15 protein-coding genes and 2 pseudogenes are annotated in these 21,332 nt (G+C 52.7%); 10 read left to right on the top strand and 7 right to left on the bottom strand.

Annotated features, from left to right (window positions below; all coding sequences use genetic code 11):
• Positions 1 to 5: 5 nt before the first annotated feature.
• Positions 6 to 929, bottom strand: coding sequence for a LysR family transcriptional regulator (locus P2T68_RS27200; RefSeq protein WP_024076807.1), 924 nt, complete (start codon positions 927 to 929; stop codon positions 6 to 8).
• A 49-nt stretch (positions 930 to 978) separates the two neighbouring features.
• On the opposite strand from P2T68_RS27200, the gene P2T68_RS27195 reads away from it, so the two are divergent.
• From P2T68_RS27195 to P2T68_RS27185, 3 genes are all read left to right on the top strand, one after another.
• On the top strand, positions 979 to 1,293 hold the full coding sequence (locus P2T68_RS27195; RefSeq protein ID WP_024076806.1) for a 3-phosphoglycerate kinase: 315 nt from the start codon (positions 979 to 981) through the stop codon (positions 1,291 to 1,293).
• A gap of 151 nt (positions 1,294 to 1,444) precedes the next feature.
• A complete protein-coding gene (locus P2T68_RS27190) occupies positions 1,445 to 2,044 on the top strand; it encodes an FMN-dependent NADH-azoreductase (RefSeq protein ID WP_168232625.1) in 600 nt (199 codons plus the stop codon).
• 202 nt (positions 2,045 to 2,246) lie between these two features.
• The gene (locus P2T68_RS27185) at positions 2,247 to 3,113 is read left to right on the top strand and encodes a carboxylate/amino acid/amine transporter (RefSeq protein ID WP_277378552.1); all 867 of its coding nucleotides are present in this window, start codon (positions 2,247 to 2,249) and stop codon (positions 3,111 to 3,113) included.
• A gap of 301 nt (positions 3,114 to 3,414) precedes the next feature.
• Here P2T68_RS27185 and P2T68_RS27180 read toward each other — a convergent pair.
• Positions 3,415 to 4,149: pseudogene (locus tag P2T68_RS27180) on the bottom strand (mechanosensitive ion channel family protein); the annotation flags it as partial.
• Positions 4,150 to 4,670: 521 nt separating this feature from the next.
• A complete protein-coding gene (locus P2T68_RS27175; RefSeq protein WP_277378551.1) occupies positions 4,671 to 5,120 on the bottom strand; it encodes a helix-turn-helix domain-containing protein in 450 nt (149 codons plus the stop codon).
• 354 nt (positions 5,121 to 5,474) lie between these two features.
• Here P2T68_RS27175 and P2T68_RS27170 point away from each other — a divergent pair, with 354 nt between their 5' ends.
• The 3 genes from P2T68_RS27170 (at position 5,475) to P2T68_RS27160 (ending at position 8,932) form a co-directional block, all read left to right on the top strand.
• A complete protein-coding gene (locus P2T68_RS27170; protein WP_277378550.1) occupies positions 5,475 to 6,203 on the top strand; it encodes a metallophosphoesterase family protein in 729 nt (242 codons plus the stop codon).
• 782 nt (positions 6,204 to 6,985) lie between these two features.
• Complete coding sequence (locus tag P2T68_RS27165) at positions 6,986 to 7,432, top strand: hypothetical protein (protein ID WP_277378549.1); 447 nt, start codon at positions 6,986 to 6,988, stop codon at positions 7,430 to 7,432.
• Between the two features lie 177 nt (positions 7,433 to 7,609).
• Positions 7,610 to 8,932 carry a HipA domain-containing protein gene (locus P2T68_RS27160; protein WP_277378548.1) on the top strand — a complete coding sequence of 441 codons (1,323 nt, stop codon included), beginning with the start codon at positions 7,610 to 7,612 and terminating at the stop codon, positions 8,930 to 8,932.
• 434 nt (positions 8,933 to 9,366) lie between these two features.
• Here the strand turns inward: P2T68_RS27160 and P2T68_RS27155 are convergent, their stop codons facing one another.
• Positions 9,367 to 10,554, bottom strand: a complete 1,188-nt coding sequence (locus P2T68_RS27155) for a hypothetical protein (protein WP_277378547.1) — start codon at positions 10,552 to 10,554, stop codon at positions 9,367 to 9,369.
• A 1,158-nt stretch (positions 10,555 to 11,712) separates the two neighbouring features.
• Here P2T68_RS27155 and P2T68_RS27150 point away from each other — a divergent pair.
• From P2T68_RS27150 to P2T68_RS27135, 4 genes and pseudogenes are all read left to right on the top strand, one after another.
• Positions 11,713 to 13,956 (top strand): AAA family ATPase, encoded by a 2,244-nt coding sequence (locus P2T68_RS27150; RefSeq protein ID WP_277378546.1) that lies wholly within the window; start codon positions 11,713 to 11,715, stop codon positions 13,954 to 13,956.
• Positions 13,953 to 14,915 carry a hypothetical protein gene (locus P2T68_RS27145; protein ID WP_277378545.1) on the top strand — a complete coding sequence of 321 codons (963 nt, stop codon included), beginning with the start codon at positions 13,953 to 13,955 and terminating at the stop codon, positions 14,913 to 14,915. Before P2T68_RS27150 ends, P2T68_RS27145 begins: the two co-directional genes overlap by 4 nt.
• Before the next feature lie 208 nt (positions 14,916 to 15,123).
• Positions 15,124 to 15,466: pseudogene (locus P2T68_RS27140) on the top strand (histone-like nucleoid-structuring protein, MvaT/MvaU family).
• Positions 15,430 to 16,023 (top strand): hypothetical protein, encoded by a 594-nt coding sequence (locus P2T68_RS27135; RefSeq protein ID WP_277378544.1) that lies wholly within the window; start codon positions 15,430 to 15,432, stop codon positions 16,021 to 16,023. Before P2T68_RS27140 ends, P2T68_RS27135 begins: the two are co-directional and overlap by 37 nt.
• A gap of 612 nt (positions 16,024 to 16,635) precedes the next feature.
• On the opposite strand, the gene P2T68_RS27130 is transcribed toward P2T68_RS27135, so the two are convergent.
• The 3 genes from P2T68_RS27130 to P2T68_RS27120 form a co-directional block, all read right to left on the bottom strand.
• The gene (locus P2T68_RS27130; protein WP_277378543.1) at positions 16,636 to 17,838 is read right to left on the bottom strand and encodes an XRE family transcriptional regulator; all 1,203 of its coding nucleotides are present in this window, start codon (positions 17,836 to 17,838) and stop codon (positions 16,636 to 16,638) included.
• Entirely contained in the window at positions 17,835 to 18,479 is a 645-nt protein-coding gene (locus P2T68_RS27125) for a hypothetical protein (protein WP_277378542.1), read from the bottom strand. Before P2T68_RS27125 ends, P2T68_RS27130 begins: the two co-directional genes overlap by 4 nt.
• A gap of 154 nt (positions 18,480 to 18,633) precedes the next feature.
• Positions 18,634 to 21,288, bottom strand: coding sequence for a TrlF family AAA-like ATPase (locus P2T68_RS27120; RefSeq protein ID WP_277378541.1), 2,655 nt, complete (start codon positions 21,286 to 21,288; stop codon positions 18,634 to 18,636).
• Between the last annotated feature and the right edge of the window lie 44 nt (positions 21,289 to 21,332).

The following is a 21,332-nucleotide window of genomic DNA, read 5'->3' as shown; positions in this document are numbered from 1 at the left end:
CCGTTTCAGGCTTGCTGCGGGGCGGCGAAAGGGGCGTCCAAGGGGGCCGTGTCGAACGTGCGCAGCAGCTCCACCAGGATCTGCGTGGCTGGGCCCAAGGGTTTGTCCTTGTTTGAATACAGGTAGAACGTCGGATGGCGGCTGCCGCCCTGTTCCAAGGGTAGCTGCTTGAGCACGCCTTCGGCGAGTTCGCGTTCGATCATGTGCCGGGGCAGCCAGGCAAAGCCCAGGCCGCTGCCGACAAAGGCGGCGGCGGTGGCCAGGCTGCCGACGGTCCAGCGCTGCTCGGCGCCAAGCCAGCCCACATCGCGCGGCTGCTGGCGACCTGAATCGCGGATCACCACCTGCATCTGGCTTTCCAGGTCCTGGAAGCTCAACTCGCGGTTCATGCGGTGCAAGGCATGCTCGGGATGGGCCACGGCGATGAACTCCACATCGCTCATTTCCGTGCCCAGGTAGCCGGGAATGCTGAAACTGCTGATCGCCAGGTCGGCCACGCCTTCCATCAACAGCTCTTCGACACCCGACAGCACCTCCTCACGCAAGCGCACGCGACAACCGCGGCTTTGCGGCATAAAGGCCGTCAAGGCACGCACCAGGCGCGCATTCGGGTAGGCGGCATCGACCACCAGGCGCACTTCGGCCTCCCAGCCCTGTTCCATATGGTGGGCCAGGTCTTCCAGTTGACTGGCGTTTTTCACCAGTTGCCGGGAGCGGCGCAACAGCACTTCACCGGCCTCGGTCAGCACCGCCTTGCGCCCGTCGATGCGCAACATCGGAACGCCGAGTTGGTCTTGCATGCGGGCCACGGTGTAGCTCACCGAGGACTGCGAACGGTGCAGCGCTTCAGCCGCCTGGGCGAAGCCGCCATGGTCGACCACGGCTTGCAGCGTGCGCCATTGATCAAGGGTAACGCGGGGCGCTTTCAAGATGAGCTCCTCTTGTCCTAAGCTGGCGGTCCTTATTGGAGACTGCCGAATGAGAAAATTCTGTTGTGTGTTGCTGGCGCTGTTGCCGATGAGTGCCTTTGCCTACCCCATCGACGTGACTAAAAAAATCGACGGCGTGAGCATCGATTACACCGCCTCCGATGTGGACGGCGACATCAGCTCGATTCAATTGAATAACTACGGCACGAAGGACGCCGTGTGTTCGGTCACCTTTACCAACGGTCCGGAATCACCCCGTCGACGCACGGTCACGGTACCAGCGGGTAAAAGCACCAACACCACCGTCAAGTTCAACCGCGCGATCATCAAAATGCGGATCGCCCTGGCCTGCGCCCCGAAATAAAGCAGCAGCGGAGCGTCCCGACAGGAATACTCCGCTTATAAACAAATTTCTAGATGGTTTATAGCAGTTTTTTGCGCTTTTTTATCGAATTGGCTCTGTCTACTCTTCACTCCATCGCCTTACAGCAAATGCAGATGGAGCCTACGAAGCCATGTCCAATGTTCTGATCATCGAAAGCAGCGCCCGCCAACAGGATTCGATTTCCCGGCAACTGACCCAACAGTTCATCAGCCAATGGCAGGCCACCCATCCGGCAGATCAGATCACGGTGCGTGACGTCGCCCTTGACCCGGTGCCGCACCTGGACGCCAACCTGCTCGGCGGTTGGATGAAACCTGCCGACCAGCGCAACCCCAGCGAACAGGCCTCCCTCGACCGTTCCAACGAATTGACCGATGAACTGCTTGCCGCCGACGTGCTGGTGATGGCGGCACCGATGTACAACTTTGCCATCCCCAGCACCCTCAAAGCCTGGCTGGACCACGTGTTGCGTGCGGGTGTGACCTTCAAGTACACCGCCACGGGGCCCCAAGGCCTGCTCACCGGTAAACGCGCCATCGTGTTGACCGCGCGCGGCGGTATCCATGCCGGCGCCAGCTCCGATCACCAGGAACCCTACCTGCGCCAGGTCATGGCTTTTATCGGGATCCATGACGTCACCTTCATTCATGCCGAAGGCGTGAACCTGAGCAGTGACTTCCAGGAAAAGGGCATCAACCACGCCAAGGCGCTGCTGGCGCAGGTGGCTTGATCCTTTAATCGCCAGATAATCGCGCGGTGTTTATATCGCTCCACGCAAACCCTTCAAGTACGCGTAAGAACCTCCCTTTGCACTTGTTGCTCCTGAGTGCTCCTGCCCGACTGACGCTATAGCGAGGTCGGGTTTTTTTTGCCCCGAGTTTCGTCAAACGCCGAAAACCTTTAATGTCCCGCCCATTCGAAATGAGGCGCGCATGGGCTATCTACTGGTTGTCACCCTGATTCAGGCATTTTCCTTCAGCTTGATCGGCGAATACCTCGCCGGTCACGTCGACAGCTACTTCGCGGTGCTGGTGCGTGTGCTGCTGGCCGGGCTGGTCTTTATCCCGTTGACCCGCTGGCGCGCGGTAGAACCGGCCTTCATGCGCGGCATGCTGGTGATTGGCGCGCTGCAGTTTGGCGTGACCTACGTGTGCCTGTACCTGAGCTTTCGTGTGCTCACGGTGCCGGAGGTGCTGCTATTCACCATCCTCACCCCGTTGCATGTTACCCTGATCGAAGACGCGCTCAACCGCCGCTTCAATCCCTGGGCGCTGATCGCCGCCTTGGTGGCGGTGACGGGAGCGGCGGTGATCCGTTTCGACCAGATCACCCCGCACTTCCTCATGGGCTTCCTGTTGCTGCAACTGGCCAACTTCACCTACGCCGCCGGGCAGGTCATGTACAAGCACCTGGTGGCGCGCTACCCCAGCGACCTGCCGCACTATCGACGCTTCGGTTACTTCTACCTGGGCGCGTTGTTGGTGGTGCTGCCGGCGTTCCTGTTGTTCGGCAAAGCCAACTTCCTGCCGGAAGCGCCATTGCAATGGGGCGTGCTGGTGTTCCTCGGATTGGTCAGTACCGCCTTGGGCATGTATTGGTGGAACAAGGGGGCCTGCCTGGTCAACGGGGGCACCTTGGCGGTGATGAACAATTTGCATGTGCCGGTGGGGCTGCTGCTGAACCTGCTGATCTGGAACCAGCACGAGCCGCTGGGGCGGTTGGCGTTGGGTGGCCTGGTGATTCTGGGGGCGGTGTGGATCAGTCGGTTGGGGGCGCGCAAGGTGCCAGCGCTACGCTGACCCCCTCAGGGGAGCGGGCTGTTGTGGAGAGCCGCAATGCCAGTCAGTTAAGGAAGAACTGTAACTGTGGCGAACAGGCTTGTTGTGGTGAGCGGGCTTGTTGTGGCGAGCGGGCTTGCCCCGCGTTGGGCTGCGCAGCAGCCCCAAAACACAGCCCTGGGGAGCTGCCTGGCACACTGCAGCGTTCTTATTGGGGCTGCTGCGCAGCCCAACGCGGGACAAGCCCGCTCGCCACAGGGGGTGGTGGGGCAGTTTGCTGCGCGGCAGCGCTAAGTCAGAAACTCCCGCGGAGGATACGGTGTTAACCCGAATGCTGTTCGATGGCGGGTAGATGACTGGCCCCCAACACCGCCGGCAACACCCCGGCACGCAAGTCATTCCCGCTGGGTTGTTGATAGAGACTCAATCCAAATTCCGGCAACACCGCCAGCAAGTAATCGAAGATATCCCCCTGGATCCGCTCGTAATCCGCCCACGCGGTGGTGCGGGTGAAGCAGTAGATTTCCAACGGCACACCCTGGGCGGTGGTTTGCATCTGGCGCACCATGCAGGTCATGTTCGGTTGGATGTCCGGGTGGCTTTTCAGGTAGGCCAGGGCATATGCGCGGAAGGTGCCGAGGTTGGTCATGCGGCGACGGTTGGCCGACAGTTGCGCGCTGTGGCCCTGGGCTTCGTTCCAGGCCTTGAGTTCGGCCTGCTTGCGGCTGATGTAGTCGGTGAGCAGATGCACCTGGGTCATGCGCGTTTCTTCATCATCGCGCAGGAACCGCACACCGCTGGCATCGATGTACAGGCTGCGCTTGATGCGTCGCCCACCCGACGCCTGCATGCCGCGCCAGTTCTTGAACGACTCGGACATCAGGCGCCAGGTGGGGATGGAGACGATGGTTTTGTCGAAGTTCTGCACCTTGACGGTGTGCAGGGTGATATCGACCACATCGCCGTCGGCACCGACCTGCGGCATTTCGATCCAGTCGCCCACCCGCAGCATGTCGTTGCTGGTGAGCTGCACGCTGGCGACGAACGACAGCAGGGTGCCTTGAGAATCCAAAGTAGAGGGAGTATGGACAACGCGGATATGCTTGGTTTTGCTAGGGATTGCCAAAATGGGAGGGTGTCCATATGGACAGGGGGCTTATATGGACAGTGCGACTTCTTGCGTCGGTGAGCATATAAGTCCAGCGGGGGAGTAGGGCGCATACACGCCATGCTCGTAGATGTCGGTGCTGACTAGGAGACGGCCTAGCGGCCAGGTACATAGTGGGTGAGCTGAAAAATTCATGCAGAGCTCAGTAAGGCCCGTCCCGCCCTGAAGCCCATAGTGAAGAAGGAACCCAGCACATCACCGTGCCAATCAGCAGTCTCACTGCGACGCTATGGGGGGACGCAGAGCGCATTGTCATTGTTCTGACGTGTGAGCTAGAACCTAAAATGGACATCTCTAAGCAGGTCATACCTTGGGCCTTGATCACAGACACCTAGAAAGCGCACTCAATGTTTCCTCGATGAGAGCGTTTCAAACAGTTTTTAGGCTGTTAAGGAGTAGATACTTTTCTATCACGTAGATCTATTCCAGTGCCTGCCAACAGTTGAAGTGGATATCCCGAGCTTCCTAGCAACCTCTCTCTGGTTCAATCCTTGCTGCTTCAGTTCAAGGACATCGCGCGTAGTCTCACTCCCTTTTGCCGTAAGCGGATGAGCGATCTCATCACTGATTACGTGCGCATCGAGCATTTGCAAACTTTTCAGCTCGCTCCTTACGCGCAGAAGCACCTCATCTGCCGTCGAATTTTGTTCGGCCGCATAGACTAGAGCTATGAGCGAAAGGGGATGCAACTTCAAGCCCTTCGCGAGCTCATCGCTCGCCTCAATGGTCACTGAACACTGCGCGGCTTCCAATCGGCTGACGTATGAGGCAGTCATCGAGCCAGAGATTTTTTGCTGCGATAGGCCTTGGCGCCCGCGTACGAACTTTAAGGCAACTGCAAAGGCTTGGCGAAGCGTCATGCCGAAAGTCCCTTCAAACAGAACGATATGCCGCGATTGCCTAGTCCCGTACAAATGTATATACTCATTCATGCGGGATTTAATCGCTTTTGCATCCTTGCTTCAGTCGGGGGTGTTCAACCGTTATGCGCCCAACCAATGTAGTTCCTGACCTATAGGATGCTGAATTCAATATAGGGCCAAATCGAAAACTCACTCGGTTTCTGGTGTTTGCAGATTTCGGCTCAGGCTGGCGGCATGGCGTTTCCTCTCGATTAATGGCTGATCCATATAGTCGCGATTACCGTGCGATTTACAGCTCTAAAAAGGTTGGGGAGGCGCCCTGTATCAGCCAATTCAAATCGGCGATTGATCATGAAAATCCAGATTTACTCAGACCTGCACAACGAGTTCGCCCTGTTCGAGCCGCCTGACACAGATGCCGACATTGTCGTATTGGCAGGTGACATCGACGTCCAAGCGCGCGGCGTGAAATGGGCCAACGAAACCTTCAACTGCCCCGTGATTTACGTATGCGGGAATCACGAGTTCTATAAAGGCCACTTCGACCACACGCTTCGCAAAATGCGAGAGTCAGCTGCACCGCACGTGCACGTTTTGGAAAATCAGGTTTGGATTTGCAACCAAACGCGGTTTTTGGTCACAACGTCCTGGACGGATTTCTCCTCCACCGGAGACGCCGTGGAAGCCATGGTGACCTGCGCCCTGTGGATGAATGACTTCCAGGTGATCAGAGCGGAAGAGAGTTTTTGCCGCCTACGCCCCGCAGATGTGATTGAGCGAAACCATGAAGCTTTTGATTTTTTGGTCGCCGAGCTCGCCGAACCGTTTGAAGGGAAAACCGTCGTGGTGACGCACCATTGTCCGGTTCCAGAAGTCGCAGGTGATAAGCATGACGGCCATTTGAGTGCGGCCTATACAAACCGGTGGAATGCACTTTTGCCGATGGTGGACGTTTGGATTTTTGGACATACACATCGTGCCGTGGATACGGAGTTAGGCGGATGCCGGCTCATCTCAAATCCGCGTGGTTATCCCCAAGAAGAAACAGGCTTCATCTCGGGTTTCACGATAGAAATCTGATCGGTGATGGAGGAGGGGCAGGATGTACTGGATCAAAACGTACGGAGCAAAATTGTCCGACTTCAGGTTTCACAGGTATCCAACGGTCATTGAGAGAGCACGGCTTGCAATCGCGGATCCAGACGTTGTTGGGTACCTTTTGTGCGCTCTGGAGCGCCCTCCAAAAATTACAGGTCTTCTGTTCTGTGACCCAGCGCAAAGGTACCCGGAAGGTTTACCCATACATGCACTACCCGTTGTAGATCGAAGCCAGCGTGCAGGCTACGACGTTTTTACGACAATCGATGGTGGGATTTTTGTCGTTGCCCACTGGCTTTTTCAGAACGGTGCTTTAGATCGTTTCGATCGAGTTCATTGAGGTGCTTTGTGGGTTTCTCGTGGTCGATAAAAGAGGCTTAGGAAAAGAAAGAAATGGCTCTACCAGCATGCGTTTTGGACGCCAAGAGAATTGATTTCGGCGGCCAAGTGACAGGCTACCTGTGCTGCGCCGAATTCCAGCCTCCCTGCATGATCGGAGTGGTTTTTTCTGAAACACGCGGGCGGTTTGAGGATGGAAAAACGATCCGTACTTCGAGGCTCGTAAAGGTGTTCGAACTTATGGGATATCAGCTTTGTGAAACTCACAACGGAAGCCGATACGTTGTTTGTCACTGGTGGCATGAGAACGGCGCTATGCCCGAGATCAATATGATCCACTAGCGAATTATAGGCTTTTCAATCGGCATCCAAGGCTACCCAACTCCCACGATGCACGGCTTCTAGATGTCAGGAACTGTGTCGCTTTGAAAGTCTTTAGAAAACAAGGCAACAGTGTGCAAGCAGATTTGATTGAAGATGTGCTGTATGGCCCCACCCAGATGCTCGGTGGCTCTCAGCTTGAAGACGGTGAGCTCATTCAACTGGCGCGTGAGGAGTTCGAGGGGCAGCCATTTTGCATTGTCCGGAATTGGATGCTACTCGACGTCATGCTCGCCGAGGCCCAGGAGCGTGAAGTGAGGAAGCAGGGACTTCAGCCCACTGTACTTTTCATCAGCCATGCTGTGTACGACAGTGATGCCAGCGTCCCCGCTAGCGATGGTTTCGTCACTGGCTATCAGAAAGACTTCCACGGATGCTTTTTTGAAAGCAAAGACAAGCTGTACATCCTGGCTGGCCGTGGTGCAAGAAAGCACGTGAGTGTGCCTGCTGTCGCAGCGTTGCATAAAAGTTTGTCACGGCTCGTCAGGTAGTTGCGAGATTGGGAAAAGCTTCATGGTTGGGCGGAGTGCTTTGCTCGGTTGGAGTGATTCAGCGACGCTGATCGAGAAATTATTCCCCGCTGTCCAGCTGCTCGGACAACAGCCCAGAAGCTCTTCGGAATCAGATTGATCAATGCACAGTGAGGCTTCGGTAATTCGCCGAGACGTATGGAATCCATCACTCTTCAAATTCACTCGAATGGCTGCTGGCGCGATGCATTGGTGGTCAGCTTCGATTCACCTAGAGATAGCCTGCGAAGTCGGTGCAACATCAACTATGTGCCCGAATACCTTGTGGATCAGTTCTTTCAATTGGGTACGGTCAAAGCGCCTGCCGTCAGTGCGAACTTACCCCTGGAATGGGACATTCGGCGTGAGCCTGCTCCCGCTTTTCTGCACGATATCATTCCGGCCGGTGCCGGACGTCGGCACTTGTTGTCGAGAGTGGTAGTACCACCTGGGATGTCGATTGATCTCTTTCTACTGCAGCAATGCGCTACTGCTCCCATTGGTCATATGCGTATAAAAAGTGCCGCTGGAACGCTGTGTTCCGCTCAGAAATTGACTGGTGGGTTTAACCGAGACGAGGTTATTCAGGAAGGTATGGGCATTCTCGACCAGGCCATGGAATCGGGAATGGTGATAAGCGGTGCCCTTGGCGTCGGCGGCGAAGCTTCAAAAATGCTGATGGTCGAAGATGCTTGGGGGCAGCTTTATCCTGACGGGGCGCTACGCGACGCTGATGTGTGTCGGCATTGGTTTGTTAAGTTCCCGCGTAACAACACAACTCAATTAGATCGCGACATCCTGCATAGCGAATACTGCTTTTACCGCGCGCTGGGCGAGCTGGGGATCGACACGATCGCCGCCGATGGCCTGTCCCACGAAGCAGCGAAGATGCCGAGCATTTGGATGCAAAGATTCGATCGTACAGTCACTCCGGACGGGGTGGAGCGCATCGCAGTGGAGTCGATGTACTCATTATGTGGCGTCAGCAATCGAGGTGGTTTTTTGAATCATTTCGACGTCGTGGATCGGCTAGCGGAAACATGGATTGCTGCCGGCCAAGAGTCTGAAATACCGGACATGCTTAGCGAATACTTGCGTCGGGATTTGATCAATCAGATCGTCGGGAACACCGACAATCACGGCGGAAATCTCTCGATCCTTCGGGGCAAGGAGCGAGTGAGCTTTGCACCGGTTTACGATCTTGCACCCATGTTGCTGGATGTTGAAGGCATAGTGCGGATCACCCGGTGGTCAGCACAGATAGAACGATTAGGTTCGGTCGATTGGGAGGCTGTGTGTGCTCGCTTCGCGCATAGGGCAGATCCGCAATGGTTGTTCGATCGCTTACAGACGGATGCTCGGTTGCTGCTGGCGTTGCCGGATTTGCTACTGGATCTAGGGATCCCCCAGGTAGCTTTGCGCTCGCCAATGATTCCGTTGAGTCGTCTGGAAGATACGTTTCGTCGTTGGAAGTTGATGTGATTGATCTACTTCCAGGTACGCTAGCAGCTGGGAGTTGCAAAGATTGGCTCACTCGTTTGCACTAGACTTGATCAGCCATTTGTATCGGATTTTGCTTCCGGCAGACCAGTCACTCAATTGGGGTCACTTTCCGCCACTCCACGCGTAAGTTGGCTGCCTCTTCCTTTGAAGCATACCGAAGGTTCTTCTGCTGTTTGGCACACGGTGCCATAGCCGGGTAGCTACGGAGCTATACACAACTGAATAATGGCCTGAGATGATCATCCGCTTCTGGCCGATAGGTGCTTGCGATGGACAGCAATCGACCCAAAAGCGAATTTCGTTTCGGCTCGCCAGACGACAGGAAAGACGGTCTGCAAGTGAAAAGACAGTTATGCCTGTCGGCTTGCACGGTGGGTTGGGCTCATTTACGAGGGTATCTCGTGTTGCCCTCCTTAAGCGCTAGGTTTTTGCTGCTCGATCTCATTCGACTGTTGCGCTGCCACTTCAGGTTTTCGCGGCATGCGAATCGCCGTGCTTTTTTTGGTAACAACACAGTATGCCGACTTTTCAGGCCAGTCCTTAAGCTCCGTTTTTATGAGCTTGATCGGACAAAGCAGCAGCACATCCCCAAAAGAAAAAAGCGGAAATGCTGAGATGATTGGTTCATCGTGTAAGAGCTCTATCGGGCCCCACATTTCGGCATTGAAGATTTCCTTTGTGTAATTTTCAGTCAGCCGAAACTTTGCTTCGGATGGGTCGCGGACTTTCATAATGGATGCGGCTGCATTGACGATGGTTAATGAGCCTCCGGGTGAAACTCCAATGACGATTACCAGTGTCACCACCGCCGCCGATGCGCATTGCATTATCCTTTTGAACGTATCGGCCTTGCTCGCGTATAGAACGACCACAGGAATCAGCGTCATACCCGCAGAAAAGATCGATATGATCATTAGCTTGATTACAGCCTCTGGTGAATCTTCACCTGTGTAAGCTTTGAGGATGAGGCTCACGGGATATACCGCCGACACAACGCTGGATACCAAAACGAACACCAGCATTAGCAAAAGGAATGCTCGCGTTGCCTTGCTTTTTGCTTTTCCAGGCGTCGCTGCTGTAGCGCATAAGTCCACGGCCAGCCTGAACTTGGAGTTTCTGCGCAGCACCCAAATTGTGACAGCGATGTAGAGCATCACGCATCCCAGTTTTTCAAAGTCGCTCAGCCGGGGCCCTTGAAAAATCACGATCATCAACGCCGCTATACCGAGCAAAACCGGCCAGAACAACAGCTTTACCATGTAAGGCTGGGTCGTTGGGCTGTCTTTGAGAAGCGACACAGACAGCCCAAACAAAATACTGGTTGTCATGAGGATAAAGAAATATGCGCCAGCCACGACCGCCAGCGTGACCAGCCACGTAAATTGATCCGATGACGCTACAAGCGCTTCCGACATCAGGTCAGATCGGCCGATGGCATCTGTGTAAGCCTGGATTGTATAAATCAGCAAAATTTTACCCAGGACAGTGAAAACCGCGCCAACGATACTCAAAAATGCAGCGATTTTAGGCGAATAGCGCAGGAGCCGTTTTAATTCTTTAATTGCTGACTGTCGAAAGGTTGGATGGTTTACGTTGATCACGTATTGCTTCCTTGCGGGGGGTAGGCGATGAGGTAGTTCGAGGCTTTCATTCTCGAAGTCTAAAGCAGCGGGCGTGCAAGTCTGATAGGTGCTTTATCGTCTTCGATTGGTTTTGCTTGAAGAAAATATATTTCGTCTCGCCCCCCTTGAAAAATTTTTTCAGCGACGGATCTTTATTATTTGAGAGCAACAGAAAAGCAGCGATGTCGGCGCTCCACCTTTCACCGATTCTTCTGGCAAAACGATGTGATTTTTGCTTTTGCAGTGCTCATGCTTCTGGCCTTTTCTTGCAATGTATCCTGCTGACGCTCATGTGTGACAGCCCTACAGGCATAGCAAAATCGCCCTCAGTGCGGCGTAAGCCGCTGCTTTCCAGTTTGATTTCAAAACAACGAGTCATTTTTTGAAAAATACCCTTGTCGGACAAACTAAATTTTGGTGAGGCCCGCATGGGAAATGGATGAGCATATGGAAGAAGGAACTTGAATTGAAGGTTTGGCGCTTGGTGCAGCGGACGTGTACCACGGTGGAGTTTGTGCGACTGCTTGAAGAGGCGGTTGTCAGTTTCAAAAGATATCCTTGGTTCGATCCTACCGTGCGGTTGCAGGCATCAGTGATTGGCGTGGAGGGCGTTAGGTGCTACGTGACGTGATGAATCGTCATGATATCTATGCAGGCCCATCTGCAGGTTATGCCGAGCTCAGATCTCGTCTGAGCATGCATTTGCTTAACCACTTGCAACTGCACATTATGAGGCGGGGGCTTGCGACTGGTGAAATGAAAGATGATCAGTTGAGCCGCGATTTGGGGTTGTAGGGATCGCTGATCAGTACCTTCAGATCGCGCACCGATACACGCAAAAAGGCCTTGTGGCAATCTTGTCGACCTATTTGATGCGTTTGCAGATTTCGCGTTTTTGTCAGGTTATCTTGTAGCGCTCGGTTGATGGTTCCTTGGCGAGGTGAATCGGAGGCTGATTGTAGTGGTGTTACCGCTACACCAGCTCTGAGCCGTTTGGCAAAACTTTCCGCGAACGGGTGTCGAAAGCCGTGTATCAGGGTAATCAATCTCGACGCAGTTGCATGCTAAAGAATGAATTGAGCACGCCTGCAAAAATAAACGTTATCTTTCTCGAAAATTTATTTAAGGTGATTGATAGTGATACACGTAGATCGCTCAAGTGTGCAGCGTCCAAAAATATTAGACTCGCGAGCTGCACTCCAAGAAAAAGAGCAGGCTCAAAGCTTCATCGCTGATGGTGGGCGTAGTCAGAAACGTTTCCTGTTCAAAGTTTACAGGCATTCTGAGATGCGAGAAGCGCTTGGAAGGTTGTTTGCAAACAAGTGCGCATATTGTGAGTCGCCTCTCGGGGTTGTCGGGCATCCACAGGTTGAAATGTACAGGCCAAAAGGTGCAGTAAAGGAGAATCCGAATCATCCTGGTTATTGGTGGTTAACAACTAACTGGGAGAATTTCTTATTAGCCTGCGACAGATGCGCAAATTTTAGTGGAAAGAGTAATCGCTTTCCATTAATTGATGAGGAGAGTCGGGGGTTTGCACCAGGTGAAGAATTGTGCGAGCGTCCTTTGCTTCTTAATCCTTGTGATGATGATCCAGATAAACACCTGATATTTGATTGGGCGGGAACGGTTGCAAGTCGAACAGATAGAGGTCAAGCGACTATAGCAATTCTCTCGCTTAATAGAATGGAGCTTGTAAGTGCGCGAGCAAATACGGCTCGCGAATTAAAAAATTTAACAGAATATCTTTCTGAACTTCTAAAGGCAGGTCTCGGTTCTCAGGCAATAAAAAGTAGTACAGAGCAAGTGCTCAGAAATATAAGGAGGCTTGCTGATGGAGATTCAGCGTATGCCGGCATGGTTCGTCAGTTACTTGCAAATGAGCTAGATCGGATATTTGATGGAAGACTTACAGTAGAGATGAGGAAGTGGTTTTTTCAAGGAGAAAAATTTAGTGAGGCTTATAAGGCAAGAGTTAAAAAGGAGTTTAAGGATTTTGAGGAGCAGCAATCAATATATGTTCTAAGTAGTGAAGAGGGTCAATTTAAATCAAAGTTTCAGCGAAGACATATTCAGTCAATTTATATTCGGAATTTCAAAGGTGTACGAGAGCTTTTTATCGACTTAGATGCTGAGGGAGCCAACGCAGGATGGCTGATGCTTCTCGGGGAGAATAGCACGGGGAAAAGCTCCGTCCTTCAAGCAATTACATTGTGTCTGGCTGGGGCGAATTATACGGCTACCCTTCTGAAGGAGAAAAAGTTACAACTTTCTGAGTTAATTTATTTTAGAGCTAAAAAGTCGGTCGTCGAGATTAAACTGTCGGGATTCCAACAGCCACACAAAATGACGGTTACTGACAAAAAGGTGACGTTCCATCGTCATAATGATGAAACGGATGTTCTGGCTGATGACGGTGGTGCAGTCGTAGGCGACCAAGCAGGTAAGGAGCCCTCAACTGTCCTACTCGCCTATGGCGCGACACGATTGCTCCCACGTTCAAGCGACATTAACTACGGCCAACGCTTTGCTCGAATCGATAATTTGTTTGATCCTTTTCTTCCACTATTTGATGCCAATACATGGCTTAAAGAAGTTAAGAAACCTTTGTTCGATGCCGTTGCACTCACGATGAAGGATTTGCTGGCACTGGAAGATGAGGCAGTTCTAGGTAGAGAAAGAGGTGAAGTTGTAGTAAAAGTGCACGGGGAGAAGGTTCCAATCAAACGCCTGAGTGAAGGTTTTCAATCCGTTGTTGCCATGAGTGTTGATATGCTTGAGGTGGCTACTAGATTGTGGGGACGTGCAGAACACGCAGAGGGTATTGTGCTGATCGACGAACTTGGCACGCACCTTCACCCTACATGGAAGATGAAGATTGTAGCGAGTCTACGTAGAGCCTTCCCAGGCATGCAATTTATTGCTACTACCCATGAGCCTCTTTGTTTACGTGGACTGGATAAAGGTGAAGTAGTAGTGATGAGGCGTGATGAATCTAATCATATCTATCCCGTAACAGGTCTACCTTCGCCATCAGATTTTCGAATTGATCAACTTTTGACATCTGAGTTTTTTGGACTTAGTAGCACTGTTGACCCAGAGGTTGAGCTGCTTTTCGATGAATACTATGCCCTGTTAGCGTTAACGCAGCGAACAAAGGAGCAAGATGTTCGTCTGAAGGCCTTAAAGAGCGAGTTGCAGGCGCGCCGGTATGTTGGAGATACCGCACGTGAGCAATTGATGTTTGAGGCAGTTGATAGGGTAATTGCTCGAAGCCGGGAAGAGGGAAGGGTACGCATTCCAGAGTTAAAAGGGGAGGTAACTTCCGAAATTAGTAAAATTTGGGAAGAAGCCATTGCAGATATAAGGGGTCAAAAATGATCCATATAAATCGAGATGCGGCTTTGCCCTCTATTGCGGTTTACAATAAAGCGACCGTAGGCCCAAAAGAAGCAAAAAAAACCAGAGCCGCTCGGGAGCTTGAAGATGCTATTAAACACTTTACAGATCCAGAAAATTATTTAAATAATGAAAAGCTGTGCAGGTCATCATTTGGCTTCAATGTCTATAAGGATAAGGCGCTAAAGGGCGCTCTTCACGATGTCTTTGGGAACAAGTGCGCGTATTGTGATAGCTACTTTGGGCACGTCACTCCAAAGGATATAGAACATTTTCGTCCTAAGTCGGAAGTCGATACACCAACTTTAGATAAGTTACAGCCTGGGTACTACTGGTTGGCAGGTGATTGGCATAATCTTTTGGTTTCATGTCCGGATTGTAATCGAGGTCGTGAGCATCAATTGCCTGGTCAATCAGAGCTCCTCAAACGTGGTAAACATACTCAGTTTCCTCTCCAGGACGAGCGCGAGCGCGTCCGTCATCACGGTCGAAACATTCTCGATGAGGAACCTTATCGGCTTCTTTTAAACCCTTGTATCGACCAACCAGAAATCCATTTCACCTATGACGAAGAAGCTCTAATATTTCCTAGAGTCCAGGGTGATGCGAGAGCTGAAACGTCAATTGTGGTATACGCATTACAGCGAGGTGGATTAGTTAAAGATCGAAAGCGTGTACTTAATGATTTGACTCTAAAGTTACAGTTGCTAAGTTTGTTGTCCGTTGAAATGGCAAGAGCGGTAAACAAAAAAAACGCGGATGATATTTCTGAAAAGCAGAATCAACTGCGTATCCTGATACTTAGCATAGGCATGATGTTCAAACGTGACGCGCCCTATTTGGGGATGGTGCGTGATTGTCTGCGAAGGCAGTTGGAGTCAGGAGAACTGGATGATGTAGTCCGTGCTCGTATCGACTTGCAGCAGTTGCTGAGTATATGAAAATTGGCTTTTTCCTATTGTGATCGGATGAGCGAGATCGGATATGCGTTTCGGTATATTGGTTTCGATGGTGTCGAAAAAATATAAGGAAGAATTTATTTCTACGTCAATTTTCTATGATTTTTTAAATTAGTTGCTACATTCCATTAGATTTTTCTTAGAAAATTGACCCGTATGAATTTTTACATGGAGCAATCTATTTCTAAACTTGCGAAAATTTCGCCAGCTCGAAAAACACTTGGCCGAGCAGCTTCAAGCTCTTGAGGCTTTGAAGGGGGGATGCTGGACTGAAGCAAGAAATCGAATTTGAGACCAAATTGCGCGTTCTGCTCGCTGAGTACGGGTACAGCCTACCGAACGTGATAGCGCTGCTTGATCCTCAGTCTGGTCGTCGCGCTCCAGCAGCCGAATCCAAGTCCAGCAGCCGTAAGCCACATCAGGTGAAAATCTACAAAAAACCGAAAACAGGTGAAGTCGTCGAAACTAAAGGCGGCAACCACAAGACCTTGGAAGAGTGGAAATCTGCGGTATCACGCCCCCCGTTGAGTTAGACCATTTCTTACCACGCTCGAAATTCAAGCCGCTTGCAATATATCCTCGCAACCTTGTCCCTCTTTGCCATGCCTGTAATCATACGAAGTTGGCGGGATTTGGAGATCAAGATGACGAAGCAGCACGGTTTCTTCATGCGTATTTCGACATCATTCCGGACGAGCAATTTCTTGAGGCTGACGTTGATATTCAACACGGCGCGCTGATCGTAACGTTCAACATTTCAGTTGATGCAAAGCTGCCTGAAGGCTATGCCAATCGCCTGAGTCTACAGATCACCTCGTTAAAACTAAATGATCGGTACGTGCGGGAAGTAAACAGCTACATCTCCAGCCATGCCGTCGCACTTCACCTCCAGCACAACGTCGGTGGGCGAGATTTCGTCATATCCTTTCTGGAATTGCAGGCTCGCTACGAAAGGCGCCAATTCTATCGCAATCACTGGCGCCCAACTTTGCTGGGTGCATTGGCACGTCACGATGAGTTCACTGATGGTGGATTTAAAGATGTGTTGCCATTACCGGATGACGTTTTAGACGACATCGCCGATCTCTAGTAGAGCGATGGTGGGGGAAGGGAGGGCTTCGGAGGATGTATTCCCAGAACGTCTATGTTTCTGGGCGCGCAGATTGTTCGGTTGTTTGTGCGCAGTTTTCCATGGCCTTGGTCAGTCGTTCAAAGTCGAAGGTTCTGGGCCAGCATCGAGCGTGGTAAGCAGGTAGCTTTAACAAAACTCTCGTGCTGAAGGATATCGTCTTGCGTCACTAGAGAGTCAAAGGCTGGTACAAGCTTGCGCCAGAGATCTTGATGTTGGGAGGTCAGTAGGGGACGAGAGTTGGTAGTCATCATAAAACCCTGTCTGAGTGGGCAGCGGGCAAAAGGTGAGGATTCGCTTCCGGGATCAATACACCTGAGGAGTGCGCAATGGTCTCGCGGTATCAACGCTAGAGCAAGCGCGGGGGCTTTTAGATTTGCTATATTCCGGGCTGCCAGAGGTGGGGAGGGCTGAAAGCGGCGTACGCGATCAGCTTCAGGAAAACCTCATTGTCTTCACCAGCGCCCAGTCTGGCGCCTCCCTGACCAACCTCGCATTGGACACCAGATCAGAATCTCGGACGGTGAGTCCATTGTCGTAGCGACGACGTCCGTCAAAAGGATCTAGCAAGAATCAGGTACCGCGCTTGAAGGGTAACACCACGGCAGTATCGTTAGTCTTGATCGCCGGAGGACTGCTCAACATGGTTTTAAGCTTGGCTAAATGAAGCACCGCCGCTTTCCCCGAGAGATAGTTTTCAGGCAGTCCCGTCAGCATCTCAATGTCATTTGCAGCCAAGCCGATGTAGGCAGAAACCGCCTCGACGGGCATGATCCCAGAGGATGCCAACAGTTCGACGGTACGCTTGAGAAGCCGTGTTTGCTCTGGTGCACGTCCGTCATCGCCCGGTTCCGCCTTGACACCCCATCGGGCTGAGCGACGTTTGAAAAGCAAGCCCTTGGTATCATCATCGATAACTTCCAAAGCCCACAAGCGCATAACCATGGCCGCAACGGAGACGCCCCAGCGTTGTTTCATGAGCAAGAGGCTATCCAGCGTGACTGGGCTTTTTACCTCTGCCGCGAATGTCTCTGCCGGAAGCAGAAAAGCACCTGCGAACCGGTGTGCTTGGTCTTCCATGATTTTGTGCCGGACGGGATCCGTCGATCGATTGATGCCCTTGTGCAAGATTAAATGACCAAGCTCATGGGCCAAGTCGAAACGGCTGCGAAAGCCGTTTTGCTTATCCGATGAGAGTAGGACTAGCGGTCGATTCAAGACCTGGCTCCATGCCGACAGACCTTCGATTGTCGCTACACCTGTTTCTTCTCGCACCAAGATCACACCAGCGCCTTCGACCGCCATTGCTAGGTCAGGGATGGCACGCCGGCCAAGCCCCCAGAGTTCGCGGCACTCGTCGGCTGCCTCCTCGATGTCTGCGTTCGTGATCTGTTCTGGATCTGTGAACGCGCGTTTGGGCAAGTTCACGTCTGGAAAATCAACGAACTCACTCAGCGCTAGAGCGATGTCCTGTGACCATTCGAGGCGTGCTTCGAGCATTGTCCGGGCATTGGCATGCGCCGATGCGTTGCTTCGGAAAAGAGGCAGTGAACATTTCTCGGGCAAGGGGCGAGTAAACCACTCCGGCGTCACGTTTATGACTTGGGCAAGGCTGACCAGGGCCTCGGCCTCCGGAGACTGCTGGCCGCTTTTCCACTTACTGATGGTGGCGGGCGATACGCCCACCATACTAGCCAGGGCGACCTGAGAAAGGCCGCGCGCTGCGAGTGCTTGGATAAGCCGACCCGGCTCAAACCCTGTGATTCCGCGACTCATGGTGCTGTGTTTTGTCCTGTTTCGATTAGACCTGTTTTGAGCTTCGGCTTCGCCAAGTCAATCTGTTGCTGTGGTGCCTCATCGTAACGAGCCAGGAAGCGCTGGACAGGCTCGCGAAAGAGCCAACCCTTCATTTGCGAATCCGGCACAGCGATATGAATTTCCAATGGCCGTTCAGGCTGGTTCGTCAAGGAACCACTGAAGCACGCCACAAAGAAGAACGTGCCTGTGTTGATAGGTTCCGGAGCAAACAGCGATGGCTGGATCAATTGAGTCATTGACTGGTTTGCTTCGGCCAACTGGCGGCGGATAGCGCTACGCCGGCAGTTGTTCCACATGGCCGAGGACATGTTCACACGACTGAACTTGAAGATGCCCGCCTGGCCTACCACCACACCGTTCCCTTTCAGCGGGGTGTGGACGGCATCCGCAGCGCGCAGCATTTCGTCGAACGCTTCGTTCATATGAAAAGCCCGCATCGTGCCCAACGCATTCTTCCGATGTTTGTCGTCCATATCCTTGGTCACTAGGTGAGCCCGGAGTGCGCCTGCTTCGCTGGCGTCCTCGGCACCCATCACGATGTTTCGAGGGACATGTTGGATCAGCAATTCTGGAATGGAAGGGGGGCGGGTATTTTGCATAGAGGATAGCTCTGGTTTCGGATTGCGAGATTATAGTCTCAAAATATTTCGTGTGGCTATTGAATTGTTGGTAACTGTTAACCGTGGACAGGTTTCTTTCATAGATATTCAGATTTCCCGTCTGGTCAGCGCTGCTGCGATGGGTGAGTGTTACCTAGAACTCGTATTTTTCTTTACGCTGAATGAAGGCGGCCCGGCCACCTTCCAAGATCTTCGCCACCTGGTCTCGGATCGCTGGCACATCAATCGACCCTTGAGCTTCTAAGGTCAGCGATCCGCGCTTATCCTCAGCAGTGAAGACCCCAATCCATTCAGCATCACCGAAAACCGGGATGTTTGCGTTATGGGTGGCGAATAAGAACTGCCTAGAGGTCTTCGCATCCCTCAATTCGGCCACGATCCTTTCAGCAATGAACGCGTTGTCCAGGTTGTCTTCAGGTTGATCCATGAGAAGTGGGTCGGGGTTGTCGAGCAGCAGCATGTGAAGGATCGCAGTGCATTGCTGTCCCGTCGAGAGCTTGCTTAACGGCCTGAAAACCGGCTCGGCATCACCATGAGCGACGTTCAAAGAAATGTCGACTCTGTGTGCCAGCTCCAGAGCCTCAAGCTCCATGATTTGAGAGGGCTGCAGTTTGGAAAGCGCATCGGCGACCATCTGGGGTGTGGCCCAGTCGAGGTAGATAACGGCAGAGCCTTGTCTTATGGATTTGACCAAAGCCATGGGTGTGATTGATTCAGCGGAGCCAATCCAGCCGAGGCGCTTTTCACCGATGTTGTCGAGCTTGCACGCCAGGAGGAATTGGACGATAGGGGATCTATCCGCATCCGGAATGATCTCAATCTTGAGCTTGCCTTGGAGCCGCTTGCTCATTTTCTTCGCAGCTTTAACCAGTGCGCCAATACGCTCGGCCCGCAGATCCGATAGCTCAGCTAAGACGTTTCGGCGCTCCTGTTCTAGCTCCTCAAGTTGCGCTTGGTGGGTGGGAAGCTTGGTATTCAGTGGCTTGATACGCTCAATCTCTTCTTGAACTCGTTGGTACGCCGCACCGATCGCCTGACCTGTTTTTCCGGCGGCGTTGGGGAGGGCGCGAAGCTCTTTCTCAAGCTCGGCGTCGTGCTGTTTGACCTGTTGCTCCCAGGCGTAATGCTGGGCATTGAACGTCTGCACTGCCGCGTCCACGAGTGTCTGCATCGCCTGGAGATGGACGGCACAGTCCGCTGTGAGTTTTTCCAACGTACCCCGCATGGCGACAAGAGCATCGATGTCGGGGACGTCCTGAAGCGCTTCGTCACTGACGAATGAGAGGTCTGAAAAGTGCTCGCCGAAAGTCGGTACTGCTGTCTCGACGTTGCTTATCGCTTCTTTGGAGCTCCTGGCTATCTCACGCTCGCGGACAAGTAAAGAAGTCTTGGCCAGCTTTTCCTTTACGCCCAAATCGTCGAATCCGCGTAACTGTTCTTCCAAGTTGGGGAGGCGATTGACTTGTGTCGCTAGATCATCGATGTCTCCCAGCGATTCAGAAATGCTTTGCTGGTTTGCTTTCAACCGGCGTTGGGCGTCAGCTCGCTTGTGGTTGTAATCACCTTCTTCGGGCAGAAATCGTTCGAGTAGTTGTATGCGGCTGGATTCGTCCTGAGCGAGCTCATAGATCTCGTTTTGACCATAGATATCGATCCCAGGCATTACGTCGCCAGGCGTCATGGTGGAAACTGCGCCGTTTTCGTCTCTAACCATTGGCGGTTCGCCAAAGCGGCGACTGATGGTGTACCGCCGGCCATTTTGTGACGACGAAACTAAGGTCAACTCTACGCGCCCGCCTTCGAGCCCAATGTTTTCCTTGATGATCTCGGTGTGTAGCTTTTGCGCCTGTTTTCCTTTTGGCTTGCAATCGAGAGCAAAGCGCACACATTCGAGGAGAGTCGACTTGCCAGTACCCCGGCCTCCAATGACGGTGTTCAGATGGTCAGAAAAATTGACATGCACTCCGTCAAGGTAACCACCGGCCACACTCATGCTGATCAGTCGGCCAATTGGGCTTTTGGTCTCAGTCGAGTTCAGGCGTATGCGTGACTCGGGATCGAGAAATGCCACCTTGAAAGCCGCAAAGGTCGGGCGCGTCATCTTGATCAGGCACGTTGCATTGGGCTTCTCAAGGTCTTCAGGCTTCGCGACATCTTTTGCGTTGATGACCGCGATGGGTTTTTCCCGCCGATACGCTTCATCCCTGCCCAGGAGCGCGCGACGGTAGAAATCGCTTTCTTCACCAGCTAGATCCTCGATGGAGTAGGGGATCTGGGCTGCCCTGAGCTTAGGGTGCTTCCAGACGTGGCTCAGTCGATTTTTCAGAAGCCCGCTGTCGTGCGTGCAGTGGGCGGCATAGATAAAACCACCCAGTTGCTCGATCTTGTCGATCAGCTTGATGGAGCTCAACTGAGAGGGAAGAATGCGCTCTTGAGGATCCAGCAGCTCAAGGTTTCCCAGGTAACGCTCAAGAGACTGCACCGAGGTGTCTTCGGGGAACAGGCAGACGAAATGGGTCTTGTCACTCGCCGCAATCTCAAAGCCCGGAAACACCACTATCCCATGAGGGGTCAGGGCCTGGCGCAAAGCATCTACCGCCGCGACGCTTCCATGGTCGGCGACCCCGAGTACCCTAATATCGAGTTCCAAGCATTTCTGAAGCAGTGCTTGGTTGTAGGCGGATTCGTCCAACTGGTGATCGGCACCTCGGTATGCACCATGGTACGAAAACGGGTTGACCTGCAGGGCGCAGCGCCAGAACCGAGCGTAGGTGAAGTGATCGTCCATGATGGTACCTTCATTAGAGAGCATGGTGAGTGGGCACAGGCCCC

It is taken from the genome of Pseudomonas sp. G11, from assembly GCF_029457515.1.
Classification (GTDB): Bacteria; Pseudomonadota; Gammaproteobacteria; order Pseudomonadales; family Pseudomonadaceae; genus Aquipseudomonas; species Aquipseudomonas gorinensis.
This window is presented reverse-complemented; position numbering and strand designations above follow the sequence as displayed.

What these genes read in the sequence shown, in the direction of transcription:
- P2T68_RS27195 (WP_024076806.1), top strand. Translation starts at nt 979, where the DNA reads ATGAGAAAATTCTGTTGTGTGTTGCTGGCGCTGTTGCCGATGAGTGCC.
- P2T68_RS27190 (WP_168232625.1), top strand. Translation starts at nt 1,445, where the DNA reads ATGTCCAATGTTCTGATCATCGAAAGCAGCGCCCGCCAACAGGATTCG.
- P2T68_RS27185 (WP_277378552.1), top strand. Translation starts at nt 2,247, where the DNA reads ATGGGCTATCTACTGGTTGTCACCCTGATTCAGGCATTTTCCTTCAGC.
- P2T68_RS27175 (WP_277378551.1), bottom strand. Translation starts at nt 5,120, where the DNA reads ATGACGCTTCGCCAAGCCTTTGCAGTTGCCTTAAAGTTCGTACGCGGG.
- P2T68_RS27170 (WP_277378550.1), top strand. Translation starts at nt 5,475, where the DNA reads ATGAAAATCCAGATTTACTCAGACCTGCACAACGAGTTCGCCCTGTTC.
- P2T68_RS27160 (WP_277378548.1), top strand. Translation starts at nt 7,610, where the DNA reads ATGGAATCCATCACTCTTCAAATTCACTCGAATGGCTGCTGGCGCGAT.
- P2T68_RS27145 (WP_277378545.1), top strand. Translation starts at nt 13,953, where the DNA reads ATGATCCATATAAATCGAGATGCGGCTTTGCCCTCTATTGCGGTTTAC.
- P2T68_RS27130 (WP_277378543.1), bottom strand. Translation starts at nt 17,838, where the DNA reads ATGAGTCGCGGAATCACAGGGTTTGAGCCGGGTCGGCTTATCCAAGCA.
- P2T68_RS27125 (WP_277378542.1), bottom strand. Translation starts at nt 18,479, where the DNA reads ATGCAAAATACCCGCCCCCCTTCCATTCCAGAATTGCTGATCCAACAT.
- P2T68_RS27120 (WP_277378541.1), bottom strand. Translation starts at nt 21,288, where the DNA reads ATGGACGATCACTTCACCTACGCTCGGTTCTGGCGCTGCGCCCTGCAG.